This window comes from Pseudomonas sp. B21-048 (genome assembly GCF_024748615.1).
Classification (GTDB): Bacteria; Pseudomonadota; Gammaproteobacteria; order Pseudomonadales; family Pseudomonadaceae; genus Aquipseudomonas.
Map to the genome: position 1 here is coordinate 3743624 of NZ_CP087168.1, position 17014 is coordinate 3760637.

A 17014-nucleotide genomic window follows, 5' to 3' on the forward strand; every position below is an offset into this window, starting at 1 on the left:
GCGGGGTATCTGGAATAATGTGGCATCAGGTTTTAGGGCTGCTTCGCAGCCCAGCGGGAGCAAGCTCCCTCGCCACAAGGATCGGCGTTAAATGCGAGAAGCGAACAACGCCTGATGATCGCGGCACTGCTCCGCTGTCAGCATGAATACGCCATGCCCGCCGCGCTCGAACTCCAGCCAGGCGAAGTCGACTTCCGGGTACAACGCCTCGACGTGAACCTGGCTGTTGCCCACCTCGACAATCAGCAAACCTTTTTCGGTCAGATGATCCGCCGCTTCGGCGAGCATGCGGCGCACTAGGTTCAAACCGTCGTCGCCACAGGCCAGGCCCAGTTCCGGCTCGTGCTGATACTCATCCGGCATGTCGGCGAAATCTTCCGCATCGACGTAAGGCGGGTTCGACACGATCAGGTCGAAACGTTGACCCGGCAAGCCATCGAAACCATCGCCCTGAACGGTGAACACCCGCTCATCGACACCGTGGCGCTCGATGTTCTGGTTCGCCACTTCCAGCGCTTCGAACGACAGATCGGCCAGTACCACTTCGGCGTTCTGAAACTCGTAAGCACAGGCGATGCCGATGCAACCGGAACCGGTGCACAGATCGAGAATGCGCGCAGGTTCGGCGCCGAGCCACGGCTCAAAACGCTTTTCAATCAGCTCGCCAATCGGCGAGCGCGGGATCAGTACGCGCTCATCGACGATGAACGACATACCACAGAACCAGGCTTCGCCCAGCAGGTAAGCGGTCGGAATGCGCTCTTCGATGCGGCGCTTGAGCAAGCGTTGCAGATTGACCAGTTCGTCGTCTTCCAGACGGCAGTCCAGATAGCTGTCGGCGATTTCCCACGGTAAGTGCAATGCACCCAATACCAGTTGACGGGCTTCATCCCAGGCGTTGTCGGTCCCATGGCCGAAAAACAGATCCTCCCCATGGAAGCGGCTGACGGCCCAACGGATATGGTCACGCAGGGTACGAAGTCGGGAAGTGATCACGGGGGCAAACTCCAGAAAAAACGACTGACGATTCTAACAGCCAAAAGGCGCCGCGACGACGCAGGAAAAATACCGGATCAGATGTAGGACTCTTCTATTTTTTCAGCAAGCTATTGAACAGAACGAGTATCTTGACAAGGCTGCGACCCAACAACGGCGGTGCCTACGATGGTAGCGATTCACAGAAGCGCTCAGCCAGAGGAGAATGTCGCAAAAGCCCCACCCGAAGGAGCCCCAGAATGTCCGTTCCAAAAACGATGTTTCAACTCAGCGGCCGTGGTTATGCAGCGGCCAATCTGGGTCATGCGACCCTTGTCATCATCGATGCCCAGAAAGAATACCTCAGCGGCCCCTTGGCACTGAGCGGCATGGATGCTGCCGTCGCGAACATCAAGCAACTGGTGGCCGCTGCCCGTGCAGCCGGTCGGCCGATCGTGCATGTACGCCACCTCGGCACCGTCGGTGGGCTGTTCGACCCGCAAGGCGAGCGCGGCGAGTTTATCCCGGGGCTTGAGCCACAGGGCGACGAAACCATCATCGGCAAATTGCTGCCGAGTGCGTTTCATGGCACTGAACTGTTGGAGCGCCTGCAGAATCTCGGCTCGCTGGACCTTATCGTCTGCGGCTTCATGAGCCACTCCAGCGTCAGCACTACCGTGCGCGCCGCGAAGAACCTGGGGTTTCGTTGCACATTGGTTGAAGACGCCTGCGCGACTCGCGACCTGCCCTACAAGGGTGGCGTCCTGAGCGCCGAGCATGTTCAGCACACCGAAATGGCGATCATGGCGGACAACTTCGCCACCCTCGCCCTGACCCGCGAACTGATTTGATGGACCTTCGATGAGCGGTCCATGCCGCCGCTCATCCGCAAAAGCCTCTCATTGGCAGTAATTGCCCTAGCCTCAGGAACATCCCGGTCAACTCCCGGTCGAAGGGCCGATACCCATTGAGGAAGGTCGGAATGAAGTTATCCGATGGTTTTGATGCACGCCGCTTGCGGCCCAAAGGCCAACGCAACTGGCGTTTTCGCTTCGGCGCAGCGTTCGCAGCCTTGCTGGCGACGTGTGGTGTGTTGCTGGCGATGGCCGGCGCGGCCAGCCTGCTGGGCCGGCCACCGGCGCTGGGCGAGTTGAATGCCAGCCCGCTGGGCTCGGTGATCATTCTGGCCGTGGGCCTGTTCGTTCTGTACATCGGTGTGTGGTTGTGGCGCCGCTGCCGTCGCCGCTCGCGCCAGTCGCAAGAGCTGAATATGGCACCGCATCTGATGAAAAAACACGACTGAGCCCAACGTCGGACGTTTTGTCGCGCCCCATTCGTCCCGACTTGGGTAAACTGGCCGCCCTTCGCGGAGGCTGACATGCAAGACGACGATTTTTCCCTGTTCAAAAGCGCGATCCAAGGCGTCAAGCCGATCAAGCACGATCGCGCTGAAACCGGTAAACCCAAGGCCGACCGCGCGCAAATCGCCAAGCTGCGCCAGGCCGCCACTGTGCGCACCGATGCCACCACCGTTGACGGGCTGTCCGATCAGTTCGTCATTGATGTCGGCCCCGAAGATGAGCTGATGTGGGCCCGCGATGGTGTCCAGGAAAGCCAGATCCGCAAGCTCAAGATCGGACAGATTCCGTTCGAAGGCAGCCTCGACCTGCATGGCATGAGCGTGGAAAAGGCCCGTGAAACCCTGTGGGCCTTTCTGGCCGAAGCGACCAAATTCGAAATCCGCTGCGTCCGTGTCACCCACGGCAAAGCGGTTCGCCTGGATGGCAAGCGGCCGATGATCAAGAGCCACGTCAACACGTGGCTACGTCAACATTCACAAGTGCTCGGCTTCACCTCGTGCCAACCGAAACACGGCGGCGCCGGAGCGGTTTATGTGATGCTCAAACGCACCATGATGGAAGGTCGCGACGAGTAATGCCGCCGCTTCACGCTTGCAGCGCCGTGTCCGTCACCGTACCCTTGCCCTTTGCGTAAAATCCCACAGGTAGTTTCATGTCCCTGGAACAGAATTACACCGACATGTTCAAGGGTGCTTACTAAGTTGTAAGGGTCAATGAAATCAGGGACTTAATGCCCAGGCCATCTCAGAACTTCCCGCCAAAACGCAGTCATTGGTACAAAAATTGGTACGGGATTTCCTCCTCTCGCAACACATAAAAAGCCCCGCTCCGGCTGTACCCGTGCGGGGCTTTTTTGCACCTCGAGCTGACGCTCGCTGAAAGGCAGCTCTCGATTCAACCGGTCGATCCATCAAAGCATCGTGCACAAGATCGCTGTCTAGCCCTCCCCCTTGAAGTCTCGTGAATTTGTTCTAACTTTTCTGTGCACGGCTAGGAACCATGTCGTCGGTTGCTAGCTGTCCCCTTAAAATTAATCACTTGGATATCGAGACAAGTATGTCAACTCACATAAAGCCAGGCCCAAAACCAAAACGTGAAGACGGAAAGGATGACAGAAGGCAACACGTTAACCCTCCAAACAAACCGAAACATCCGACGCTACCGACTCACAAACCAGAAAAGTAACAAGTACTAAGGTAATCGGGAGGGTTCCGTGGTTACAGTCACATAATCAGCATCAATGCAGTCAGCCAAAGGGATTTGGCCCATTTACAGAGAGCCCAGCCTGGGGCCGGGCTTTTTTCATTCCAAACCCTCACGCATTTTTCACGCTCCCGAGCAAGGGTGAAGGCAGCTGCGCTCCCCACGTGGCTTTTCTTAGGTAATCCCGCGTGAATCGAATCATGGCCTGGAGGCTAAGCCAGTCCTTCGCAACAGGCAGCAATCGGCCCAGGCTGTGTAAAAACGCAAACACCATTTTGAAGTGTGCGTCACTACGTAAAATCTGCCAAAGTTCGTTTAGTCAGAGATCTGCATTTTGCGTAGGAGCGAGATTTTTCAGCTGCTCTAGTCCGAAGCGGGTGCTTGAAAACGTTTTTACACAGCCTCGGCCAAAAGCGGCCCTCGGGCAAACGATAAGTGCAGCATATTCTGCATTAACTAAAGTTCGGCTCGGTCAACACGTTGCGCCCTGACTGGCGCAATCGCATGCGAAAAAGATAATCACGAAGATTTGATGTTTTTCTCAGCCATTGCGCACTTTCGGGCACGCGTTCCAAATAATCGAGCATGGGCGTCAGGATGGCATCCGCCATGCTGTAGTTCGCCCCGCAGAAAAATTGCTGCCCGTCCAATTGCTTCGCCAACAGCCCAAGTGTTTGGATTGCCAATGGCTCGGCGGTAGCCACAGCTTCTCTATCGATATGACGTGATGGCTGCGCGGGTGAAACCAGCAATAAAAGATAACGACGTATCAGTCGATCATCGGCATACATCGCCAAAGCAGCGGACCACTGATCGACCTTTACCTTCTGGGCCAAGTCAGCGGGCCTTAGAGAAATATGCGCAAAGGCTTCATCCAGGTAGCGGCAAATAGTGGTTGTTTCAATTACGCTGCGTTCTCCATGCAGCAATACCGGGACCTTGCCAAAAGGATGCAGTGCCTTGTGTTCAGGGTTGTGGAGCGTGATCGTTTTACCATCCACGTGCATCCCGTGTGTGTAATCTAGCGCTTTCTCTTCGCAGTAAAGTCTGACACTACGTACGAAGGTACTAAATCCAGGTCCCAGTATGTGCAATCTCATGTGTAGTTCCTTGAGGGAAGAGTCGGCAATTCTGGTCGGTATGACTTTATGTTCAAGAACATAAAGTCCCGTTTTGTCATACTCCATCTCACTCTTTACGTACGCGTCCGGGCATCCCGTCTTGCGCAACTAAACCGGTCGCCAGTTATGCGGCAGCAACTGCGCAATATCACTTGTCCGTTGCGTCGGCAGGCCTCTCACGATTAGTACCCCGCACCTTGCGGTGCCTCGTTACATTGTCAAAGGCGCTCTTGATTCAGCCTTCTAGATTCACCCGGTGACACGGGTGGATCCCTTGTAAGTGGGAACAACTTCTGTATGCGAATTCGTGTCGCACTCCGCCCAATTATTGTCAATAGGTACCCCGTCATCGAGATAGCACGATAGCGCCGTCCAGCGTTCAGGCTGTAATCCAGTGCTTTAAAACAAGGCGCCTCGCCCAGCCGTTTCCGCAATTGGACGCCCGGAATGGAGAAGATGCCCAGCAATGCCGGGGGCAAGGTGGTTACCAGCAAGGTCGAGGTAAACCCCAGCTCCAGCGTCGCCAGCAGCGGCCCAACGGTGGCGAAGATCAGGCGCAAAGCCGGCCCACAGCAGCCATTGTTGGGATACCAGCGCAGCCGCGGCTGCTCGTAGCACCGGCGATGTCGGGAATGCTTATGGCCTTCCTGTTCATAGCGCCTCCAGTTCAACCATGACCAGGCCTTTGAGCCTCCCGGCGCATGCTTCCTGCAGGGCATACGGAGCGTTATCCAGGCCCTTTATCGTGGTGTGCGGCAGCCAAATGAGGCCCTCGTGCTGCCAGGTATCCACTTGCCGCAACCATGCATCGAACAGGGTCGGGGCATGCTCGTCAGCGCTGAAACCGCGCACCGTCACGCCTTTGAGAATGAGCTGGAAAGTGTCCACTTCCACCAGCGCCTTCAGCGTCGCGTTGCGCGGGTTCAATTCAGCCGTCAGCGCACCGAGCAACACGCAGCGTGCGCCCTCCCGGGTCTGCTCGATGGCCGCCGCCAGTTGCTCGCCGCCGACCATGTCGACGATCACGTCGATACCGTCTGGGGCAGCCGCCGCCAGCTGTTCGCGGATCGAGCCGCCATCCCGGGTCACCACCGCATCGTAGCCCAGTTCGGTCTGCATCCACTGCGCCTTCTCCTGGCCGCTGGTACTGCCGATAACGCGCGTGGCCCCGAGCAACCGTGCGATCTGCCCGGCCATCGAACCAATGGCGCCAGCGCCGCTGGTGACGAACACCGTGTCGCCCGGACGCACCTGCACGCATTGCGTCAGTGCTGCGTAAGCGGTCCAACCGTGCCCCAACCAGGCGGCAGGGTCGACGGTCGGCGTGTTTATGACCTTGCATTGCGTGGCCGGCACCACCGCGTACTCCCGCCAGCCCAGCGAGTGCATGACCAGACTGCCGACTCGCAGATCGCAGCCGCGGCCTGCCTGCACCACCTCGCCGATGGCCCCGTCCGCCAGGGTGTCACCGGGATTGAGTGGCGGGAAGGGAATACCCTTGACCTCTTCGGCACCCTGCTCTGCCATCAGGCGCGTTGAAATGGATACCCGAAACCAGCGGTTGCGCACCAACACTTCACCTGGGCCTGGAGCGGAGGCGGTAGTTTCTACGATGGCAAAATGTTTGGCCTCCAATTCCCCGGTAGTGTGATCAATCAAAATGACCTCACGGGAAAGGCATATTTCTTCTAACATCGTTGATTTCCTTATTTCACTGTATAGACACCTCGCCAGATGCGGCGAGGGAGGCTCGCTTGTGCCGGAGCCACTATAGGAAATAAACACGGATATATTTCATTCGATTCTTAGGCGATCCGGATTCTCTCTTTGGCATTTCGGATCCTGGATCTAATAATTGAGCCGACGGCATTAGAAAGGAGTCTCTATGAGCTATCGCTTCACGGCCGCGGACCGGTCGGCGCCCACCCGAGTGGGCCAAACACCCTGGTTGCGCTCACAGCTTCCAGAAGAACTGGGCACTTGCTTCACCGACCAATTGCTGTTCGAGGATGGCCTATCGGTGGTCTATTCCAACTACCACCCGCGCCATCACCTGGTGGAAACCAGCACCCAGGAAAGGCAACGCGCCCTGACCGTGGCCATCGCCTTGGACGGCCGGTCGAGCAGCACCGCCTCCAATGGCCAACGGTTCGACTTCGTCTCTGGGCATAGCACTATCGCAGCCTACGGCTGCTTGCACGGCGAGCGCCATTATCCGGCCAACCAGGCGATTCGCCAGGTGCGCCTGATCGCCCAAGAAGCGCTGCTGCATAAATACGGCCTGATGGGCCTGCTCGAGGGCGGCGCCAAAGGACAATCGACCCATCACCTATTTTGTGGCAAACACGGTGCGGCGACGCAACGGCTGGCCGAATCGTTGATCCACCTGCACGACCACGCCGGCAGCCTACTGGACACCCACATTACCGCGCTCGGGCTACTGTCCGAGCAAATCAGCCCATTCACCCCGCAGCAACCGACGACGACCATGGCCCATGCACAGAACCAGGACATCATGATGCGCGCCCGGGGCATCATGATGAGCCAGTACGACCGCCCTCTCACCGTCGGTTACCTGTGCACGGCCGTCGGTACCAACGAGTTCAAGCTCAAACAGGGCTTCCGTACCCTGTTCGGGACCAGCCCGCACCGCATGCTTACCGATATCCGCATGGCCAAGGCCTGGGAACTGCTGGAAACCGGACTCCAGGTGTCCACGGTGGCCTATAAGGTCGGTTTCCAGCACCTGTCGAGTTTCAGCTCGGCGTTCGAGCGGTACTACGGACGCACGGCGAAATCGGTGGCGGGGCCGAAGGTCAACGGCAAAGAATGACAGGCTATGGAGTAGGCGAAATGCGCGCCGTTTTCGTCTGCCCGTTGAGGGTGGCACTCAGCCAGTTTTTACATCGCAATTCGGCGTTTTACTGAGGAGAAGACGTATGCCCTGGCCCGCTACGCAGCGCGCAACCACTCGACAGATGATTCTGAATAGCGCAGCGCGACTCTTCGCACTAGAAGGTTTCGAAAAAGTCAGTATCGATTCAATTATGGAGAGTGCGGGATTGACCCGAGGGGCCTTCTATAGTCACTTCGCATCCAAAACGGCGCTTTACACCGAAGCTATTAGAAATGCCGCGAACGCGGGGGGCGCGATACTGGAAGAGGCTGGTAAAGATGGTTTGCAGCAGGTAGTGAAAGACTATCTCCGCATGGACCATCGGGATGCAAGCCGCATGCACTGTCCGTTAGCCTTCATGGTCAATGATGCTGCTCGGCAGGACGGAGCCATCCAGGAGAGCTACACCCAAGTGCTCGCAGCTTTCATCACTCGCCTGGAGTCCGGACTGAAATCGACGACAGAGACGGATACACGCCAGCATGCTCTGCAAATTGCCGTAGGGATGGTTGGGGGCTTGGCACTAGCTCGAGCTGTGGCCGATGACCAATTGGCGCAAGAAATTCTCACAGCCTGTCAACAGGGATGTTTGCAGCTCGTTGAGCTATGACATGCCTTAGCAAGCAACGAAACGGCCGCATTGGGTCCAGGTTGTGTAAAAACGCAAACACCATTTTGAAGTGTGCGTCACTACGTAAAATCTGCCAAAGCTCGTTTAGTCAGAGATCTGCATTTTGCGTAGGAGCGAGATTTTTCAGCTGCTCTAGTCCGAAGCTGGTGCTTGAAAAACGTTTTTACACAGCCTCGGCCAGAAGCGGACGTCAGAGTCGTGCAAACAAATGTGCCCCCTTTAGCGTTCCCGGCAAGTTTTCAGGCGCGAAGAAAAACTATCGAAAGACAGTTTGCTGCCTGTACTTGGCTCACGTTTCGTAAGCAATGGTGTAGGTGTTCCCGGAGCGCTTGATATGAGCAAAGCCGAGCGCTCCCAAGTGCATGCCAGCGACCATCAAATTGTCTGAACTGGCAACATCCAGCAGCCTCGTTCGCGTGGCCGCCGATAGCAGTGGGTCGTGGTCGAAGGCAATCGTGACATCGGGGCGCGAAATCTGAATCTGAGGAAAATGAACAATATCGCCCCACACCAGCAGGCTGCCTGCCGCGGACTCAAATCGGTAGCCGCAATGCCCGACGGTATGCCCAGGCAATGGCATTGCACTGATGCCCGGCAGGACATCATTGGCGGTGAATGGGCGCAGATTTTTCCGGTACCGTTCGAACACCCTTCGTGCAAACAGAAAGTTTCTACGCGCGCGTTCATTGGCCTGGCCAAGGTGGCCATCGTCCTCCCAGAACGCTAGCTCTCGCTGATGCACAACCAACTCAGCATTGGCGAAGGCCATTTCTCCCGCTGCGTTCAACAAGCCACCGATGTGGTCGGGGTGCGCGTGGGTCAGCAGAATCGTATCTATGTCACCGGGCTGCACGCCGGCCAATGCAAGATTGGCCAGCAACTCGCCGCCCCATTGATTGAATCCGCCGGCGCCGGCGTCGATCAGAATCGTTCGGCCACGCCCACGTACCAGATAGCAATTGATATGGATCGACGCTGGCTCGCTGATTCCGGCGGCTAACTGGAGTCGGACCGCCTCCGTTGGCGCGATGTTGGCGAGAAAATCCAGGCTCGCCCCCAAGTAGCCGTCGCTGATGGCGGTGATTGAAAACTCGCCGACTTGCTGGCTGGGGAGTCTCCAGCGATGTATGTCCACGTTACTCATGACTGTAACTGCACGGTCATGGCGCGATATACATTCAGCCCCTGCAGATTACTGGCCCTGGCCTGAACGCAGCCCAGTTTAGCCAGCCAGCGGCTTGCAGGGGCCTTGTCCAAAGCAACGGCGTGCAGCGCTAAAGGCGTAAGGCCTAACTCAATCAACACGTGAGGGCCCTGTTCACTGACCAACAGGAACTCGTCCGCGCCCACGGCAATTGCCCGGTCCGGCCCTGCATAGAAATTGCGCCTCCAATCAGTGATATGGGACTGCCAGCGGGAAAAATTGCCCCCGCCTTTTTGGCGGTACTCGTCGCTGTGCAATACGGCAAGGGTGTCGACTGAATGTAAGGCCAGATAAGCCGGGCAAGCGCCGCTCAAAGCTTTGAAACGCTGTGAGGATCTGAAACCGCTCACCGAGATCAGCGCCGGCAGTTTTTCCAGGCTGTAAAACCCATTCCACTCGGCTTCGCTGGCGAGGTCAGCGTAGTTGCATTCGACTGTGTAAATCATAACGTCACTTCATGGATTGATGTTCCATCATGCTAGTGGCACGGTAGTGCCCCATAAAACGATTTTTCGGCACCCTTCAGTGACTAAACATCAAGCTGGCTGCCTTGAGTCCAGGAAATAAGTCCATGCGTCGAAAGCTCCCTAGTAACGCTGCCCTGATTGCCTTTGAAACAGCAGCCCGCCATGGCAGCTTCGCCCGTGCCGCAAATGAATTGGCCTTGACTGAGGGCGCAATCAGTCGGCAGATAGGCCGCCTGGAAGCCTTTCTGGGCGTCACCCTATTCGAGCGCGTTGGCAACCGCGTGCGGCTCTTGCCTAACGGTGAGCGCTACGCGGCGCAAGTGCGCGAACTACTCGACCGCCTCGACAGGGACAGCCAGTATTTGATGGGCCAGCCCAAAAACGGCGCAAGCCTGGATATCGCCGTCAGCCCAACCTTTGCCCTGCGCTGGCTAATCCCTCGGTTGTCTGGCTTTAGCCAGCAACACCCGAATATCTGCGTACACCTCTCGGAACGCATGGAGCCGTTCGTGCTTGCCGGTAGCGGCTTTGATGCCGCCATCCATTTTGAACACCCGGCCTGGACAGGCACGCACACGCACCCCCTGTTAAACGAAGTGTTAATTCCGGTTTGTCACCCTGAGCTCCTAAATCAGGGCAACCAGGCAACGGCTCTGGATTCACTGCCGCGATTACACCGACGACAGAACCCGGATGCGTGGCAACGCTATGCCCAGGAAACCGGGATTGTCCTGAGCAACCCAGCGATGGGCGCCCGCTACGATTTGCATGCGATGTTGATTGAGGCCGCACTGGCTGGTCTCGGTGTGGCACTCGTACCGCGCCTGTACGTGGAAGCCGAGCTGGCGCAAGGTCGGCTGGTTGCGCCATGGCCGCAGGAGAAGAATGTCGCCAAGACCTTCTGTCTCGTGTTACCTGAACCCCTTGAGCTGAGCCGCGCGCCCATCCAGGCATTTGCGCATTGGCTGTTGGAGGAGGCGCAGGTGAAGTAGGGGCATGCGGAGGTGCCAGCACCGGGTCTGCTTCTGGCCCAGAGTGTGTAAAAACGCTCATGGGCCTCATCGTCGTGGAGCATTGACATCCGTTGGCTGAGCGATCGCACGGTCAATGTTGCGGGTTGCATCGGTCGCGACCTGGAACACTTCAATGTTGTTTTTACAGCCTCTGAAATGGGCCAAAATCAGCCTTTTTCTATGCCGACAGCGCCTTCATCAAACCGTGAGCACCGATGATTTTCATGACCCGTTTCATGTTGTAGGCGAGCACATTTAAACTCATCTCCGCACCCACCCCGGCCAGCTTCCGCGTCAGGAAGTGCGTCGCACCCATCCATTGTTTGAGCGTCCCGAAGGGATGCTCAACCGTCCGTTTTCGAACTCGCATCATCTCCGGGGCTTTGCTCAGCCGAAGCTGCATCTCCTCCAGCACGGCTTCATGCTCCCAGCGTCGAACTCGTCGAACTCGTCGCTCCGTGCTCGGTGTGCACTGCGATTTCAACGCGCAGCCCTGGCATTTCGAACTCCAGTACCGGTGCAACTTCAGGCCTTTTTCAACGTAGGAATAGTGCCAGATCAGCGCCTCTCCTGCCGGGCAAATGTATTCATTTTTTGCCGCGTCATAGACGAAGGCATCGTTATTGAAACGCCCGTCAGCCTTGGCTCCAGAGGTCATCGGCTTGGGTACATAGGCGGTGATGCCGGCATCGTGACAAGCCAGGATTTGTTCGCTTTTGAAGTAACCTCGGTCAGCCACCACCGACAACGTATCTGACGCCATCGCCTCGCGGGCCTGCTTGGCCATCGAGTTGAGTTGATCGTGGTCGGAACCGACGTTAGTCACCTCATGCGCAACGATCAAATGGTGCTGGGTATCGACCGCTGTCTGCACGTTGTAGCCGACGATTCCCGTGCCGCGCGTCATCATGGAGCGGGCGTCTGGATCGGTCAGTGAGACCTGTTTATCCGGCGATTCATTGAGCTGGATTTCGATCGCCTGAAGCTCTTTCATTTGAGTTTTGAGCTTGGCGATCTTCTCTTCCAGCCGCACGGCACTGGGCTCGGAAGCTGTTGGTTCTTGCCGATCGGCAGCATCGAGTGCCGTCAGGTAGCGGCTGATACTCGATTCAATTTCTTCCATTCGCCGCTTCAGTTTGGCGCTGGTGAAATTGCGGTCGCGGTTGTTGACGGCTTTGAATTTACTGCCATCGATGGCGACCAGATTTTCTCCGAATAATCCCAACTGCTGACACAGCACAACGAACTGGCGACAGACGCCTCGGATGGCCTTGCTGTTGTCTTTTCGGAAGTTAGCGATGGTCTTGAAGTCCGGCATCAAACGTCCGGTCAACCACATCAGTTCGACGTTGCGTTGAGCTTCTCGTTCCAACCGCCGGCTTGACTGGATGCGGTTGAGATAGCCGTAGATGTATATCTTTAGCAAGATCGCGGGGTGGTAAGCCGGCCGGCCAGTATCGGCTGGGATCGCACCTTCAAAACCCAGATTGACCAGGTCTAGTTCGTCGACGAAGACGTCGACTACGCGCACCGGATTGGTATCGCTGACGTAGTCGTCGAGACTCTCGGGAAGTAAGGTGCCTTGGCCTCGATGTTCACCTTGGATAAAGCGCTTCATGGGCGATCCCTGCGATGAAATCCTCAGAAATCATAGCAAGGGTTCGCGAAGGCGTTTTTACACACTCTGGGCCAAAAGCAGACTCTGGACAATCCGCTCCACAAGGCGATAGAGTCAGTAGTTCAGACCAACTACCCCGAACGATAAGGACATGGAATGTTGCGCATATTGGGTAAGGCATCGTCGATCAATGTACGAAAGGTGCTCTGGGCCTGCGCCGAGATTGAAATTCCCTTTGAGCGGGTGGATTGGGGTTCTGGCTTCAGATCGACGCACACACCTGAATTCCTGGCGCTGAATCCCAATGCCATGGTGCCGGTCATCCAGGACGACGACTTCATTCTTTGGGAGTCAAACTCGATCATTCGCTACCTGGCGTCGCGCTACAACGGCGTTCACCTTTACCCGACTGAAGCGAGAGCCAAAGCGCGGGTGGATCAATGGATCGATTGGCAAGCGTCAGATCTCAACAAGTCGTGGAGTTATGCCTTCATGTCGCTGGTCAGGCATTCGCCTGAGCATCAGGACAGCCGTGCGTTGGCGGCCGCGTGCAACAACTGGTCGAGGTACATGGAGATCCTCAATCGACAGCTCGATTCAACCGGGGCCTACGTCAGCGGCGATGAGTTTTCTCTCGCAGATATACCGATCGGCCTGTCAGTTAATCGGTGGTTTGAAACACCGCTTGCTCATCCGGACTTTCCTGCCGTGAGCGACTATTACGAACGCTTGAGTCGTCGACCAGGCTACCGCCTGTACGGAAGAAACGGGACGCCATGACACGGTCTCAGAGGAGTTTTGTGTCCGCTTCACGGGTGGATAGCATCCTGTCGCTACCGCCAGCTTTCGGCCAAAAGTGGACATTCAGAAACTCAACCGCGCACCAGGTAGGCTCCTGAGGGAACTCGATATCGCAGCTTCTTGCATTTGCCGGGTGCAGGCTGATGCCCCGGCGGACGATCAGGAAACCAGATTCGGCATTTGCCCGGAGGCGGCATATGGCCGCGGGGAATTTCAACCTCAGCGTACGCCCGCTCTGGCTCGACATTACTCATTTGCAATTTTCCTTCGGGTCCGGCTCTGCCAGCCGTCGGTGCATCCGAAACCCGATCTGCCTCTGCGCTGGCGAAGTTACCAGCGTCGCGCCCAGTGTCCGGAGTGGATTGCTCAACAACCGCCATTACCGCTTCGCGGCGCCTTTGGGTCTCCTCTTGCAGCCCCTTCTGTACTGCGATCAGGTCCTCTTTGGCATTGGGTGGGGTACCCGAAGATTGGGCCTGCTGCGCCGCCTGGATCAATTGGAAGTTGCGGTTGCGCAACTCGACGTTGCGACCAACCCGCATGTTCGAGCGCACCGCCAAGGTTTCAGCCTGCTGGTACTGCCCCTGCTGAAGACGCAACACACCAAGGTAATGCAGAGTCGCGGGATTGTTCGGCTGGATATGCAGCGCACGCTCCAGCGTGGCGGCGGCCTGGTCCAGTTGACCATTTTCATACTGCCGCGAGGCTGTTTCGATCAGGGTGGTTGATGCGCTGTTGCTTTGCGCGGGTGCTCTTCGCTCGGCAGCGACAGAACAAAACGACGCGGCGGCGCAGAACACCAGGATGAGGCCCGGCAGAAAACTCTTGGTTGGCATCAGGGAGCGGACTCGACTGGACTCGGACGGCACTGCCGTAAAACAGACCACAGCGCTGCTCGGCATTTCCGATACAGGGCCGCTATTGACCTTGGCCAATACCCTGAAGTTCCTGCTGCAACGGCCGTCGCAACCAGTATCATTTTTTGCCACCCCAACATCTAAGCATGATCTGTTGCTGCACTTCACGCAGGGCAGAAAGCGGCCATTAGCAGTCATTCGATGTGGCGATGAGCCCTGAGACGATTTAGTCATCTAAATCCAGCTTCCTTTACATCTACTACTATCCCTACCAAAGCGTTGAACGAATCAATATCAAGCGGCCGGCTCAGGAAATAACCCTGACCTTCATCGCACGACACTGCTTTGAGCAATTCCAAGTGATCGGCCGTCTCAACGCCTTCTGCTGTGACGATGAGGGATAATGCACGCCCCAAACCCACGATAGCTTGGATGATGGCAGTGTCGTCCTCGTTTTCCCCCATCCGGTTCAAAAAACTGCGGTCTATTTTCAAGCCGTCAAAGGGGAATTCGCGCAGGTAGCTCAGCGAAGAATATCCCGTTCCAAAGTCGTCCATCGATATCCGCACACCGATGCGCTTGAGCGCTCGCATCACCTCAAGTGCGCCTGCGGCACCGTCAAGCATGACACTTTCGGTAATTTCCAACTCCACCCTTGCAGGATCGACTCCAGAGTCGTTAAGACTTTTCTGAATTCGCTCGACCAGGTTGCCTCGCTTAAATTCAATGGGTGAAAGGTTAACTGAGACAAACAAGCTTTCCGGCCACTGCGCGGCGGAGCGGCAAGCGGTACTGATAACCCAGTTACTCAAGGTAAGAATCAGCCCAGCCTCTTCGGCAATTGGGATAAACGTGTCGGGTGGTATTAAACCGCGCTCAGGATGTTGCCAGCGTACCAGCGCTTCGGCACCGACCATCTGACCGTCAGCTATACGATAGCGTGGCTGGAAATACAGACGTAGTTCACCGTGTTTGATGGCGAAACGCAGGTCGCTTTCCAAACGACGGCGTTCAATGATCCTGGCATTCATATCACCCGCGTAGTAGCGCCAAGTGTTACGACCTCCGGCCTTTGCCTCGTAGAGAGCAATATCGGCATAACGAAGCAACTCGGCGGCCTCGAAAGCGTCCGTTGGCGCCATCGCGATGCCAATACTGGTGCTGACGAACACTTCCTGCTCATCGATCGCTATAGGCCGCTCGATGGACTCGATGAGGCGACGACAGAGCGCCTCGACTTGTTCCTGGATGCTCATGTCGGTGAGGATCAGTACAAACTCGTCCCCCCCGATACGAGCTACCAGATCCCCATCGCGCACGCATTCAGCCAGCCGGCTCGATACTTCTTTCAGCACCAAATCACCGGCAGCATGCCCGAGCAAGTCATTGACCGCTTTGAAACGATCAAGGTCCAAGCTGAGCATGATCAGAGGTTGCTCTGCCGTCTGCAATGCCTTGAGTTTGCCGTCCAGAAACGCCTGAAGACGTCTCCTGTTGGGGAGCCCGGTCAAGGCGTCGTGCTGTGAGAGGAATTCGATTCGCCGACGGGCTTCAACTTCTTCCGTCACATCGGTCGCCGTACCGCGAAAACCTTCACCTGCCATTTCGCGCGCCGAAAGGCGAGTGATGCGCTCCCGACCTTGGGTATCGACGTAGCGGCACTGAACGCGGATATCCGGCCGACGGTTCGGGATGCTGAGCCACTGGGATAACGTGCCCAATTCGGTGCACAACAGATCGTCGATCACCGCGCCGATCCAAGCGTCCCTGGACAGTCCCGTCACGTCTTCAAACCGCTCGGACAAAAAGGTCAGACGCCAGTCAGCATCTATTTCCCATACCCAGTCCGAGCTGGTTTCAACGACGTCGCGAAAACGCGCTTCGCTGGTGGCGAGGGCGTCCTGGCTGCTCTGTAGCGATGCATAGCTGGAGTCAAGCACCAGCGCCCCGGCGGTGGTGCGACGCAAAATGGCCCAGGTCATCAGGCACACCAACAGCAAGGCAACGCCGATCAATGGCAACCCTAGCCCCAATAGACGCAGGCCTGGCCTGGATGAGCTCCAGCGCAGCGTACCGGCAGCACCGTCATTACCCAATGGCAGTAGTGACGTTGCGCCCGCTTCGTCGGCTGTGGCGACATGCAGACGCTCGACTCCAAAATCGTTGCCTATCAGCTCGAGCTTGGCGCGGTTCAAAACATCTACAAAAATCAGCACCGACGGCGACCTGTCATCCGCCACCACCGACGGGTCGGTGCCCGGTGTAATCGCTGCTGCCGCGACGAGGGCGGGTACGCCACTTACATTGATAAAGGCAGTGGTTGGCGTTTCTGTTTCCGCGCCTGCACGAGCCTTATCAAGAATCCCGGCAATGGACTGCTCAAGCCACTCAGAGACTTCAACGGATTTGAGCTCACCCTTGACCACAGAGTAAACGGTGCGATTGACGTCGTTGACGACAAACAGCCCCTGGAAGCCGAAGTCCTTATAAATCGTTGGTCCGACGTTTTGTCGAACGAAGGCCCAGTCTAGGTCAACTTCGGTATGCAGGTGCTTATAAGCATCACCCCAAAATGCGTAATCCTTGACGGTTGAGCGCAGCGACTTTTCCAGCGATTGCATCGCCTTCTTGGTGTAAAAAGCGCTTTCGACCTCCTCCGTTCGGTCTAAATCATGGGCAAGATAAATAAGTGAAACGCTGGCTAGTAAAAACACACCCGCCAACAGGCCCACAAACTTGAAAAGAGAAGCCCGTGCTAGCGACACGCTCGAGCGATTAGAGAGGGTAACGATGGAGGCGAGATTGTTCGGCATAATTTCCTGCTGGTCGCAGATACAAGTAGTTTGCATAACGCTATCGGCTGCGCT

General features: G+C 56.8%; 16 protein-coding genes. 8 read left to right on the plus strand and 8 right to left on the minus strand.

The features are described from left to right. Positions 1 to 87: 87 nt before the first annotated feature. Positions 88 to 996 (minus strand): 50S ribosomal protein L3 N(5)-glutamine methyltransferase, encoded by a 909-nt coding sequence (gene prmB, locus LOY56_RS17505; protein ID WP_258615990.1) that lies wholly within the window; start codon positions 994 to 996, stop codon positions 88 to 90. A 239-nt stretch (positions 997 to 1235) separates the two neighbouring features. Here prmB and LOY56_RS17510 point away from each other — a divergent pair, with 239 nt between their 5' ends. The 3 genes from LOY56_RS17510 to LOY56_RS17520 all read left to right on the plus strand — a co-directional run bounded on the left by LOY56_RS17510 (position 1236) and on the right by LOY56_RS17520 (position 2911). Continuing rightward, positions 1236 to 1826 (plus strand): cysteine hydrolase family protein, encoded by a 591-nt coding sequence (locus tag LOY56_RS17510; RefSeq protein WP_007898815.1) that lies wholly within the window; start codon positions 1236 to 1238, stop codon positions 1824 to 1826. 131 nt (positions 1827 to 1957) lie between these two features. After that, positions 1958 to 2278 (plus strand): hypothetical protein, encoded by a 321-nt coding sequence (locus LOY56_RS17515; protein ID WP_258615991.1) that lies wholly within the window; start codon positions 1958 to 1960, stop codon positions 2276 to 2278. A gap of 75 nt (positions 2279 to 2353) precedes the next feature. Then, positions 2354 to 2911 (plus strand): Smr/MutS family protein, encoded by a 558-nt coding sequence (locus LOY56_RS17520; RefSeq protein WP_258615992.1) that lies wholly within the window; start codon positions 2354 to 2356, stop codon positions 2909 to 2911. A 1080-nt stretch (positions 2912 to 3991) separates the two neighbouring features. Here the strand turns inward: LOY56_RS17520 and LOY56_RS17525 are convergent. After that, positions 3992 to 4639: a glutathione S-transferase family protein gene (locus LOY56_RS17525; RefSeq protein WP_258622739.1), complete on the minus strand. Its 648-nt coding sequence runs from the start codon at positions 4637 to 4639 to the stop codon at positions 3992 to 3994. A gap of 468 nt (positions 4640 to 5107) precedes the next feature. Here LOY56_RS17525 and LOY56_RS17530 point away from each other — a divergent pair, with 468 nt between their 5' ends. Next, positions 5108 to 5275 carry a hypothetical protein gene (locus LOY56_RS17530; RefSeq protein ID WP_258615997.1) on the plus strand — a complete coding sequence of 56 codons (168 nt, stop codon included), beginning with the start codon at positions 5108 to 5110 and terminating at the stop codon, positions 5273 to 5275. Between the two features lie 36 nt (positions 5276 to 5311). Here LOY56_RS17530 and LOY56_RS17535 read toward each other — a convergent pair whose 3' ends face one another. Then, complete coding sequence (locus LOY56_RS17535; protein WP_258615999.1) at positions 5312 to 6355, minus strand: NADP-dependent oxidoreductase; 1044 nt, start codon at positions 6353 to 6355, stop codon at positions 5312 to 5314. Positions 6356 to 6545: 190 nt separating this feature from the next. Between LOY56_RS17535 and LOY56_RS17540 the strand changes: the two genes are divergently transcribed. Both LOY56_RS17540 and LOY56_RS17545 read left to right on the plus strand, forming a co-directional pair. Then, positions 6546 to 7493, plus strand: a complete 948-nt coding sequence (locus LOY56_RS17540) for an AraC family transcriptional regulator (RefSeq protein WP_258616003.1) — start codon at positions 6546 to 6548, stop codon at positions 7491 to 7493. Between the two features lie 106 nt (positions 7494 to 7599). Further along, a complete protein-coding gene (locus LOY56_RS17545; RefSeq protein WP_258616007.1) occupies positions 7600 to 8166 on the plus strand; it encodes a TetR/AcrR family transcriptional regulator in 567 nt (188 codons plus the stop codon). 310 nt (positions 8167 to 8476) lie between these two features. Here LOY56_RS17545 and LOY56_RS17550 read toward each other — a convergent pair whose 3' ends face one another. After that, complete coding sequence (locus LOY56_RS17550; RefSeq protein ID WP_258616008.1) at positions 8477 to 9331, minus strand: MBL fold metallo-hydrolase; 855 nt, start codon at positions 9329 to 9331, stop codon at positions 8477 to 8479. After that, positions 9328 to 9837, minus strand: coding sequence for a sugar ABC transporter (locus LOY56_RS17555; RefSeq protein WP_258616010.1), 510 nt, complete (start codon positions 9835 to 9837; stop codon positions 9328 to 9330). The genes LOY56_RS17550 and LOY56_RS17555 overlap by 4 nt, the downstream gene beginning before the upstream one ends. 125 nt (positions 9838 to 9962) lie before the next feature. Between LOY56_RS17555 and LOY56_RS17560 the strand changes: the two genes are divergently transcribed. Continuing rightward, positions 9963 to 10850 (plus strand): LysR substrate-binding domain-containing protein, encoded by an 888-nt coding sequence (locus LOY56_RS17560; RefSeq protein WP_258616011.1) that lies wholly within the window; start codon positions 9963 to 9965, stop codon positions 10848 to 10850. 199 nt (positions 10851 to 11049) lie between these two features. On the opposite strand, the gene LOY56_RS17565 is transcribed toward LOY56_RS17560, so the two are convergent. Next, positions 11050 to 12489: an IS1182 family transposase gene (locus LOY56_RS17565; RefSeq protein WP_258616014.1), complete on the minus strand. Its 1440-nt coding sequence runs from the start codon at positions 12487 to 12489 to the stop codon at positions 11050 to 11052. 156 nt (positions 12490 to 12645) lie between these two features. On the opposite strand from LOY56_RS17565, the gene LOY56_RS17570 reads away from it, so the two are divergent. After that, complete coding sequence (locus tag LOY56_RS17570) at positions 12646 to 13269, plus strand: glutathione S-transferase family protein (protein ID WP_095053261.1); 624 nt, start codon at positions 12646 to 12648, stop codon at positions 13267 to 13269. 92 nt (positions 13270 to 13361) lie between these two features. On the opposite strand, the gene LOY56_RS17575 is transcribed toward LOY56_RS17570, so the two are convergent. After that, on the minus strand, positions 13362 to 14126 hold the full coding sequence (locus LOY56_RS17575; protein ID WP_258622740.1) for a tetratricopeptide repeat protein: 765 nt from the start codon (positions 14124 to 14126) through the stop codon (positions 13362 to 13364). Between the two features lie 251 nt (positions 14127 to 14377). Next, positions 14378 to 16960 carry an EAL domain-containing protein gene (locus LOY56_RS17580; RefSeq protein ID WP_258616015.1) on the minus strand — a complete coding sequence of 861 codons (2583 nt, stop codon included), beginning with the start codon at positions 16958 to 16960 and terminating at the stop codon, positions 14378 to 14380. Positions 16961 to 17014: the final 54 nt, after the last annotated feature.

Excerpts from the sequence above, each read along its gene's own strand:
- LOY56_RS17510 (WP_007898815.1), top strand. The coding sequence starts at position 1,236 with ATGTCCGTTCCAAAAACGATGTTTCAACTCAGCGGCCGTGGTTATGCA.
- LOY56_RS17515 (WP_258615991.1), top strand. The coding sequence starts at position 1,958 with ATGAAGTTATCCGATGGTTTTGATGCACGCCGCTTGCGGCCCAAAGGC.
- LOY56_RS17520 (WP_258615992.1), top strand. The coding sequence starts at position 2,354 with ATGCAAGACGACGATTTTTCCCTGTTCAAAAGCGCGATCCAAGGCGTC.
- LOY56_RS17525 (WP_258622739.1), bottom strand. The coding sequence starts at position 4,639 with ATGAGATTGCACATACTGGGACCTGGATTTAGTACCTTCGTACGTAGT.
- LOY56_RS17530 (WP_258615997.1), top strand. The coding sequence starts at position 5,108 with ATGGAGAAGATGCCCAGCAATGCCGGGGGCAAGGTGGTTACCAGCAAG.
- LOY56_RS17535 (WP_258615999.1), bottom strand. The coding sequence starts at position 6,355 with ATGTTAGAAGAAATATGCCTTTCCCGTGAGGTCATTTTGATTGATCAC.
- LOY56_RS17540 (WP_258616003.1), top strand. The coding sequence starts at position 6,546 with ATGAGCTATCGCTTCACGGCCGCGGACCGGTCGGCGCCCACCCGAGTG.
- LOY56_RS17545 (WP_258616007.1), top strand. The coding sequence starts at position 7,600 with ATGCCCTGGCCCGCTACGCAGCGCGCAACCACTCGACAGATGATTCTG.
- LOY56_RS17550 (WP_258616008.1), bottom strand. The coding sequence starts at position 9,331 with ATGAGTAACGTGGACATACATCGCTGGAGACTCCCCAGCCAGCAAGTC.
- LOY56_RS17555 (WP_258616010.1), bottom strand. The coding sequence starts at position 9,837 with ATGATTTACACAGTCGAATGCAACTACGCTGACCTCGCCAGCGAAGCC.
- LOY56_RS17560 (WP_258616011.1), top strand. The coding sequence starts at position 9,963 with ATGCGTCGAAAGCTCCCTAGTAACGCTGCCCTGATTGCCTTTGAAACA.
- LOY56_RS17565 (WP_258616014.1), bottom strand. The coding sequence starts at position 12,489 with ATGAAGCGCTTTATCCAAGGTGAACATCGAGGCCAAGGCACCTTACTT.
- LOY56_RS17570 (WP_095053261.1), top strand. The coding sequence starts at position 12,646 with ATGTTGCGCATATTGGGTAAGGCATCGTCGATCAATGTACGAAAGGTG.
- LOY56_RS17575 (WP_258622740.1), bottom strand. The coding sequence starts at position 14,126 with ATGCCAACCAAGAGTTTTCTGCCGGGCCTCATCCTGGTGTTCTGCGCC.
- LOY56_RS17580 (WP_258616015.1), bottom strand. The coding sequence starts at position 16,960 with ATGCCGAACAATCTCGCCTCCATCGTTACCCTCTCTAATCGCTCGAGC.